At 64.9% G+C, this 8,435-nt stretch carries 6 protein-coding genes; all 6 read right to left on the minus strand.

Going from position 1 to position 8,435, the window contains the following annotated elements; all coding sequences use genetic code 11:
- Positions 1 to 85 precede the first annotated feature (85 nt).
- Genes fabI through AC1RMG_RS32320 form a run of 6 tightly spaced genes read right to left on the minus strand, consistent with a single transcriptional unit; the run spans position 86 to position 8,291 of the window.
- Positions 86 to 880, minus strand: a complete 795-nt coding sequence (gene fabI, locus AC1RMG_RS32295) for an enoyl-ACP reductase FabI (protein WP_015635823.1) — start codon at positions 878 to 880, stop codon at positions 86 to 88.
- A 22-nt stretch (positions 881 to 902) separates the two neighbouring features.
- Complete coding sequence (locus AC1RMG_RS32300; RefSeq protein ID WP_072441657.1) at positions 903 to 2,513, minus strand: ABC transporter ATP-binding protein; 1,611 nt, start codon at positions 2,511 to 2,513, stop codon at positions 903 to 905.
- A gap of 1 nt (position 2,514) precedes the next feature.
- Positions 2,515 to 3,534, minus strand: a complete 1,020-nt coding sequence (locus AC1RMG_RS32305) for an ABC transporter permease (protein WP_011061586.1) — start codon at positions 3,532 to 3,534, stop codon at positions 2,515 to 2,517.
- A 1-nt stretch (position 3,535) separates the two neighbouring features.
- Positions 3,536 to 4,609: a microcin C ABC transporter permease YejB gene (locus AC1RMG_RS32310; RefSeq protein ID WP_493171066.1), complete on the minus strand. Its 1,074-nt coding sequence runs from the start codon at positions 4,607 to 4,609 to the stop codon at positions 3,536 to 3,538.
- Between the two features lie 2 nt (positions 4,610 to 4,611).
- Positions 4,612 to 6,465 carry an extracellular solute-binding protein gene (locus AC1RMG_RS32315; protein WP_011061584.1) on the minus strand — a complete coding sequence of 618 codons (1,854 nt, stop codon included), beginning with the start codon at positions 6,463 to 6,465 and terminating at the stop codon, positions 4,612 to 4,614.
- Positions 6,462 to 8,291, minus strand: coding sequence for an extracellular solute-binding protein (locus tag AC1RMG_RS32320; RefSeq protein WP_011061583.1), 1,830 nt, complete (start codon positions 8,289 to 8,291; stop codon positions 6,462 to 6,464). The genes AC1RMG_RS32315 and AC1RMG_RS32320 overlap by 4 nt, the downstream gene beginning before the upstream one ends.
- Positions 8,292 to 8,435 lie beyond the last annotated feature (144 nt).

Consider the following 8,435-nt stretch of genomic DNA (forward strand, 5'->3'; position numbering starts at 1 on the left):
CCCCCCCCCCCCCCCCCCCCCCCCCCCCCCCCCCCCCCCCCCCCCCCCCCCCCCCCCCCCCCCCCCCCCCCCCCACCGCCGCAGATCACTCGTCGAGGTTGCCCATGGCGGTGGTGTTGAAACCCCCGTCCACGTACATGATCTCGCCGCTGATGCCCGAGGCCAGGTCCGAGCAGAGGAAGGCGCCGGCGTTGCCGACTTCTTCGATGGTGACGTTGCGCCGCAGCGGGGTTTGCGCCTCGTTGGCCGCCAGCATCTTGCGGAAGTTCTTGATCCCCGAGGCGGCCAGGGTGCGGATCGGGCCGGCGGAAACGGCGTTGACCCGGGTGCCCTCCGGGCCCAGGGAGCCGGCCAGGTAGCGCACGCCGGCTTCCAGGGAGGCCTTGGCCATGCCCATCACGTTGTAGTTGGGCATGGTGCGTTCGGCGCCCAGGTAGGACAGGGTCAGCAGGCTGCCGTTGCGGCCCTTCATCATTTCCCGACCGGCCTTGGCCAGGGCCACGAAGCTGTAGGCGCTGATGTCGTGGGCAATGCGAAAGCCTTCGCGGGTGGTGGCATCGGTGAAGTCGCCTTCGAGCTGGTCGCCAGGGGCGAAGCCCACGGAGTGGACGATGCAGTCCAGGCCGTCCCATTTTTTACCCAGCGCGGTGAAGACCTGGGCGATCTGCTCGTCACTGGCCACATCGCAAGGGAAGCACAGCTCGGCGCTGGAGCCCCAGCCTGCGGCGAACTCCTCGACCCGGCCCTTGAGTTTTTCGTTCTGATAAGTGAAGGCCAGCTCGGCGCCTTCACGATGCATGGCGGCAGCGATGCCGGAGGCGATCGACAGCTTGCTGGCGACACCAACGATCAGGACACGCTTCCCAGCGAGAAAACCCATATGTTGCTACTCCTGTTTCAGGTTATTCGGCGCTTGCCGGAGCCAGGAAGGCGGCTTCCAGCAGTTGCCGTGTGTAAGGGTGTTGCGGGGCGTCGAAGATGCCCCCGGCGTCCCCCTGTTCCACCACCTGGCCGTGCTTGATCACCATCAACTGGTGGCTCAGGGCCTTGACCACCGCCAGGTCGTGGCTGATGAACAAGTAGGTCAGGTTGTACTTGCTTTGCAGTGTGCGCAGCAGTTCCACCACCTGGCGCTGCACCGTGCGGTCCAGGGCCGAAGTCGGTTCGTCCAGCAGGATCAGCCGCGGCTTGAGCACCAGGGCCCGGGCAATGGCGATGCGCTGGCGCTGCCCGCCGGAGAACTCATGGGGGTAGCGGTGCCGCGTGTCCGGGTCCAGGCCGACCTCCTTGAGGGCTTCGATGATGGCCTGTTCCTGCTCCTGCTCACTGCCGATCTTGTGGATGCGCAGGCCCTCGCCGACGATCTGGCTCACGCTCATGCGCGGGCTGAGGCTGCCGAAAGGGTCCTGGAACACCACCTGCATTTCCCGCCGCAGCGGCCGAACCTGTTGCTGGGTCAGGCTGTCCAGTTGCTGGCCCTCGAAGCGAATGCCGCCCTGGCTGGCAATCAGGCGCAGGATCGCCAGGCCCAGGGTCGACTTGCCCGAGCCGCTTTCACCAACGATGCCCAGGGTCTGGCCCTGGGGGAGGCTGAAGTGGATGCCGTCCACTGCCTTGACGTGATCCACGGTGCTGCGCAGCAGGCCTTTCTTGATTGGGAACCAGACCTTGAGGTTGTCAACCTCCAGCAGCGGCGGGCCAATCTCGTTGGCCGCCGGCAGGCCGCTGGGTTCTGCGGCCAGCAGTTCCCGGGTGTAGGGATGCTGCGGCGCGCGAAACAGATCTTCGCAGGATGCCTGTTCGACGATGCAGCCCTTCTGCATGACACAGACCCGGTGGGCAATGCGCCGCACCAGGTTCAGGTCGTGGCTGATCAGCAGCAAGGCCATGCCCAGGCGCGCCTGCAGTTCCTTGAGCAGCTCGAGGATCTTCAGCTGCACGGTGACATCCAGGGCTGTGGTGGGCTCGTCGGCGATCAGTAGTTCCGGCTCGTTGGCCAGGGCCATGGCGATCATCACCCGTTGTCGCTGGCCGCCGGACAGTTCGTGGGGCAGGGCCTTGAGGCGCTTGTGCGGCTCGGGAATGCCCACCAGCTCCAGCAGTTCCAGGGTGCGCCGGGTGGCGACCTTGCCGGTCAGGCCCTTGTGGATGCCCAGCACTTCGTTGATCTGCTTCTCGATGCTGTGCAGCGGGTTCAGCGAGGTCATGGGCTCCTGGAAGATCATCGCGATGCGGTTGCCGCGGATATGGCGGATGGTCTTCTCTTTCAGGGTCAGCAGGTCGTGCCCGGCATACTGGATGGTGCCGCTGGGGTGGTGCGCCAGAGGGTAGGGCAGCAGCCGCAGGATGGAGTGGGCGGTGACCGATTTGCCCGAGCCGCTTTCGCCCACCAGGGCCAGGGTCTCGCCGCGCTTGATGTCGAAGCTGACGCCTTGCACCACCCGCTGGCGGTGCTCGCCGGTGACGAACTCCACCGCCAGGTCGCGGACTTCGATCAGGTTGTCCTGGGTCATGTCATTTCCTCGGGTCGAAGGCATCGCGGGCGGATTCGCCGATGAACACCAGCAGGCTGAGCATGATCGCCAGCACGGCGAAGGCGCTCATGCCCAGCCAGGGCGCCTGCAGGTTGGACTTGCCCTGGGCCACCAGCTCGCCGAGGGAGGGCGCCCCCGGCGGCAGGCCGAAACCGAGGAAGTCCAGGGCGGTGAGGGTGCCGATGGCGCCGGTGAGGATAAAGGGCATGAAGGTCATGGTGGAGACCATGGCGTTGGGCAGGATGTGGCGGAACATGATGGCGCCGTTCTGCATCCCCAGGGCCCGGGCGGCCCGCACGTACTCCAGGTTGCGCCCGCGCAGGAACTCGGCCCGCACCACGTCCACCAGGCTCATCCAGGAGAACAGCAGCATGATCCCCAGCAGCCACCAGAAATTGGGCTGCACGAAGCTGGCGAGGATGATCAGCAGGTAGAGCACCGGCAGGCCGGACCAGATCTCCAGGAAGCGCTGGCCCACCAAGTCCACCCAGCCGCCGTAGAAGCCCTGCAGGGCGCCGGCGATGACGCCGATGATGGAGCTGAGAATGGTCAGGGTCAGGGCGAACAGCACCGACACCCGGAACCCGTAGATGACCCGGGCCAGTACGTCGCGGCCCTGGTCGTCGGTGCCCAGCAGGTTGTCCGCCGAGGGCGGCGCCGGGGCCGGCACCCGCAGGTCGTAGTTGATGCTCTGGTAGCTGAAGGGGATCGGTGCCCAGAGTACCCAGGCATCCTTCTGCGCCAGCAGTTCGCGGATGTAGGGGCTCTTGTAGTTGGCTTCCAGGGGGAATTCGCCGCCGAAGGTGGTTTCCGGGTAGCGCTTGAGGGCCGGGAAGTACCAGCCGCCTTCGTAGTGCACCACCAGCGGCTTGTCGTTGGCGATCAGCTCGGCGCCCAGGCTGAGGACGAACAGCACCAGAAACAGCCACAGCGACCACCAGCCGCGCTTGTTGGCCTTGAAGCGCTCGAAGCGCCGGCGATTGAGGGGGGACAGGTTCATCTCAATGCTCCCGGCTGTCGAAGTCGATGCGAGGGTCGACCAGGGTGTAGGTCAGGTCGCCGATCAGTTTCACCACCAGCCCCAGCAGGGTGAAGATGAACAGGGTGCCGAACACCACCGGGTAGTCGCGGTTGATCGCTGCCTCGAAGCTCATCAGGCCCAGGCCGTCGAGGGAGAAGATCACTTCCACCAGCAGGGAGCCAGTGAAGAAGATGCCGATGAAGGCCGAGGGGAAGCCGGCGATCACCAGCAGCATGGCGTTGCGGAACACATGGCCGTAGAGCACCCGGCGCTGGGTCAGGCCCTTGGCCTTGGCGGTGACCACGTACTGCTTGTTGATCTCGTCGAGGAAGCTGTTCTTGGTCAGCAGGGTCATGGTGGCGAAGTGGCCGATCACCAGGGCGGTGACTGGCAGCGCCAGGTGCCAGAAGTAGTCGAGGATCTTGCCGCACCAGCTCAATTGGTCGAAGTCGTTGGAGGTCAGGCCGCGCAGGGGGAACCAGTTGAAATAGCTGCCGCCGGCGAACACCACGATCAGCAGGATGGCGAACAGGAAGGCCGGGATCGCGTAGCCGACGATGATCGCCGAACTGGTCCAGACATCGAAGTGGCTGCCGTGGCGGGTGGCCTTGGCGATCCCCAGGGGGATCGACACCAGGTACATGATCAGGGTGCTCCACAACCCCAGGGAGATGGACACCGGCATCTTCTCCTTGATCAGGTCCACCACCTTGGCGTCACGGAAGAAGCTGTTGCCGAAATCCAGGGTGGCGTAGTTCTTGATCATGATCCACAAGCGTTCCGGCGCCGACTTGTCGAAGCCGTACATGTGCTCGATTTCCTTGATCAGCGCCGGGTCCAGGCCCTGGGCGCCGCGGTAGCTGGAACCGGCCACCGAGACTTCGGCGCCGCCGCCGGCGATGCGGCTGGTGGCGCCGTCGAAGCCTTCGAGCTTGGCGATCATCTGCTCCACCGGGCCGCCGGGTGCGGCCTGGATGATCACGAAGTTGATCAGCAGGATGCCCAGCAGCGTGGGGATGATCAGCAGCAGGCGGCGAAAGATATAGGCCAGCATGGTCAGTACACCGCTTCGGCCGGGGCCGCCTGGTTGTCCGGGGTCGGTTCAACGGCCGGCTTGGCGCCGGGCTTGATCCACCAGGTGTTGACGCCGATGTCGTACTTGGGCGCGACCTTGGGGTGGCCGATATGGTCCCAGTAGGCCACGCGCCAGGTCTTGATGTGCCAGTTGGGAATCACGTAGTAGCCCCATTGCAGGACCCGGTCCAGGGCCTTGGCGTGGGCCACCAGGCTGGCGCGGGAATCGGCGTTGATCAGGTTTTCCACCAGGCTGTCGATGGCCGGGTCCTTGAGGCCGATGTAGTTGCGGCTGCCGGGCTTGTCGGCACTGGAGGACATCCAGAACTCGCGTTGCTCGTTACCCGGGGAGTTGGACTGGGGGAAGCTGCCGACGATCATGTCGAAGTCCCGCGAGCGCACCCGGGTGATGTACTGGGACACGTCGACCCGGCGGATCACCAGGTCGATGCCCAGGTCGGCCAGGTTGCGCTTGAACGGCAGCAGTACGCGCTCGAACTCGGTCTGGGCCAGCAGGAACTCGATCACCACCGGCTTGCCCTGGGCGTCGACCATCTTGTCGTCGACGATGCGCCAGCCGGCTTCCTGCAACAGCTGGTAGGCCTGGCGCTGCTGGGCGCGGATCATCCCGCTGCCGTCGCACACCGAAGGGGAGAAGGCCTGGTCGAATACCTGCGGGGGGATCTTGCCCCGCAGCGGTTCGAGGATGGCCAGTTCCTCGGGCCCCGGCAGGCCGGTGGCGGCCATTTCCGAGTTCTCGAAGTAGCTGCGGGTGCGGGTGTAGGCACCGTTGAACAGCTGCTTGTTGCTCCACTCGAAGTCCAGCAGCAGGCTCAGCGCGTGACGCACTCGCACGTCCTGGAACATCGGCCTGCGGGTGTTGAAGACAAAACCCTGCATGCCGGTGGGGTTGCCGTTGGCGATCTGCTCCTTGATCAGGCGGCCCTGGGCCACGGCCGGAATGTTGTAGGCGTTGGCCCAGTTCTTCGCGCTCATTTCCAGCCAGTAGTCGAACTGGCCGGCCTTGAGCGCTTCCAGAGCCACGGTGTTGTCGCGGTAGTAGTCGCTGGTGATCACGTCGAAATTGTAGAAGCCGCGGTTGACCGGCAGGTCCTTGGCCCAATAGTCCTTGACCCGCTCGTAGCGGATCGAGCGCCCGGCCTTGACCTCGGTGACCTTGTAAGGGCCGCTGCCCAGGGGAATCTCCAGGTTGCTCTTGGCAAAGTCGCGGCTTTGCCACCAGTGCTTGGGCAGGATCGTCAGCTGGCCGAGGATCAGCGGCAGCTCGCGGTTGTTGGTGTGCTTGAACTTGAACAGCACCCGCTGCGGGTCTTCGGCGATCACCTGGTCGACGTCAGCGTAGTAGCCGCGGTACAGCGGCGAGCCGGCGCTCATCAGGGTCTGGAAGCTGAACACCACGTCTTCGGCGTGGATCGGCTGGCCGTCGTTGAAGCGCGCCTCGGGGCGCAGATAGAAGCGCACCCAGCTGTTGTCCGGGGCCTTCTCGATCTTGCTGGCCACCAGGCCGTACTCGGTGAACGGCTCATCCAGGCTCTGGGCCATCAGGGTGTCGTAGACCAGGCCGATGTTCAGCTCCGGCACGCCCTTGCTGATGAACGGGTTGAGGCTGTCGAAGCTGCCGAAGCCGGCCATGCGGAAGGTGCCGCCCTTGGGCGCGTCGGGATTGACGAAGTCGAAGTGCTGGAAGTTCGCCGGGTATTTCGGCGCTTCGTTGTACAGGGTCACGGCGTGTTGCGGCGCAGCCTGGGCATAGCAGGCGATGGCGCTGAACAACAGGCCGCTGGTGCGCAGGAGCAGGGCACGCAGGGGCATCATTGGGCGTTCTCCATGGACTTCAGCCACCAGGCGCCGAGGCCCAGGGTATAGGGCGGCGTGGTGACGAAGGCGAACCGGTTACGGTAGGCCAGGCGGTGATAGTTGAGGTACCAGTTGGGAATCATGTAGTGCTGCCACAGCAGCACCCGGTCCAGGGCCCGGCCCGCGGCCAGTTGGTCGTCGCGGGTCTGGGCGGCCAGCAGCTGTTCCAGCAGGTGATCGACCACCGGGTTGTTGATGCCTGCGTAGTTCTTGCTGCCCTTGACCGAGACCTGGCTGGAGTGGAAGTACTGCCATTGCTCCAGGCCCGGGCTCAGGGTCTGGTTGAGGGTCATGAGGATCATGTCGTAGTCGAACTGGTCCAGACGCTGCTTGTATTGCGCCCGGTCCACGGTGCGCAGGCGGGCGTCGATGCCGATGCTCGCGAGGTTCTCCACGTAGGGCTGGAGAATCCGTTCCAGGTTGGGGTTGACCAGCATCAGTTCGAAGCGCAGCGGCTGCCCGGCACTGTTCTGCAGGCGCTGGCCATTGAGCTTCCAGCCCGCCTCGCCGAGCAGCCCCAGGGCCTTGCGCAGGGTGTCCCGCGGGATGCCGCGGCCGTCGGTGCGCGGCAGGCTGAAGGCCTGGCTGAACAGGCTGGCGGGCAGTTGCTCGCGGTAGGGCGAGAGCAGCAGCCATTCATGGCCCTGCGGTACCCCGGTGGCGGAGAACTCGCTGTTGGGGTAGTAGCTCAGGGCGCGCTGGTAGGCGCCGCTGAACAGGGTGCGGTTGGTCCACTCGAAGTCGAACATCATGCCCAGCGCCTCGCGCACCCGCACGTCGGCGAAAGTGGCGCGGCGGGTGTTCATGAACAGGCCCTGGGTCTGGGTCGGGATCTGGTGCGCCACCTGGGCCTTGATCACCTCACCGCGGTTGACCGCCGGGAAGTTGTAGCCGTTGGCCCAGTTCTTGGCCTGGTGCTCGATATAGATGTCGAACTCGCCGGCCTTGAAGGCTTCGAAGGCCACGTCGCTGTCCCGGTAGAACTCCACTTCGACCCGGTCGAAGTTGTTGAAGCCGCGGTTGACTGGCAGGTCCTTGCCCCAGTAGTCCTTGACCCGTTCGAACACCAGCTGGCGCCCGGGCTGTACCTGGGTGATGCGGTACGGGCCGCTGCCCAGGGGCGGGGTGAAGGTAGTGGCCTTGAAGTCGCGATCCTTCCAGTAATGCTGGGGCAGCACCGGCAGTTCGCCCAGGCGCAGGATCAGCAAGGGGTTGCCGGCACGCTTGAACACGAAGCGGATGCGCTGCGGGCCGAGGATATCCACCCGCTGCACTTCCTGCAGGTTGGTGCGGTATTGCGGGTGGCCTTCCTTGAGCAACAGGCGATAGGAGAACGCCACATCGTAGGCGGTGATCGGCTTGCCATCGTGAAAGCGTGCTTCGGGGCGCAGGTTGAAGACCACCCAACTGCGGTCCTCGGCGTATTCCACCGAGCGGGCGATCAGGCCGTAGCTGGAAGTCGGCTCATCACCGGAAGGCGCATACAGGCCGGTGCCCACCATCAAGGGTTCGTTGAGTTCGTTGACCCCGTATTGCAGGAAATTCGGCGTGGCGACCGGGCTGGTGCCCTTGAAGGTGTAGGGGTTGAGGGTGTCGAAGGTGCCAAAGGCCATGACCCGCAAGGTGCCGCCTTTGGGCGCAGCGGGGTTGACCCAATCGAAATGGGTGAACTTTGCCGGGTATTTGAGCGTGCCAAACTGCGCGTAACCGTGACTTTCGGTGATCGTCGCGCTTGCGGGAAAGCTCAAGGCCAGGCTGATGAAGAGCAGGAGCAGGGGACGCATCGAGACAGAGATCCGATCCAGGCGGCTTGGGCTTTGTGCTCCGTACAGTAACAGCTTGTATCAGCAGGAAAAAGCTCGCTGGCGCGCGCTTCGTGCAATTGAAATTTCCTGTAGGAGCCGGCTTGCCGGCGAAGGCTGTTCGCC

This window comes from Pseudomonas sp. GW822-FHT04H02 (assembly GCF_058800645.1).

What these genes read in the sequence shown, in the direction of transcription:
- AC1RMG_RS32320 (WP_011061583.1), bottom strand. Translation starts at nt 8,291, where the DNA reads ATGCGTCCCCTGCTCCTGCTCTTCATCAGCCTGGCCTTGAGCTTTCCC.
- AC1RMG_RS32315 (WP_011061584.1), bottom strand. Translation starts at nt 6,465, where the DNA reads ATGATGCCCCTGCGTGCCCTGCTCCTGCGCACCAGCGGCCTGTTGTTC.
- fabI (WP_015635823.1), bottom strand. Translation starts at nt 880, where the DNA reads ATGGGTTTTCTCGCTGGGAAGCGTGTCCTGATCGTTGGTGTCGCCAGC.
- AC1RMG_RS32310 (WP_493171066.1), bottom strand. Translation starts at nt 4,609, where the DNA reads ATGCTGGCCTATATCTTTCGCCGCCTGCTGCTGATCATCCCCACGCTG.
- AC1RMG_RS32305 (WP_011061586.1), bottom strand. Translation starts at nt 3,534, where the DNA reads ATGAACCTGTCCCCCCTCAATCGCCGGCGCTTCGAGCGCTTCAAGGCC.
- AC1RMG_RS32300 (WP_072441657.1), bottom strand. Translation starts at nt 2,513, where the DNA reads ATGACCCAGGACAACCTGATCGAAGTCCGCGACCTGGCGGTGGAGTTC.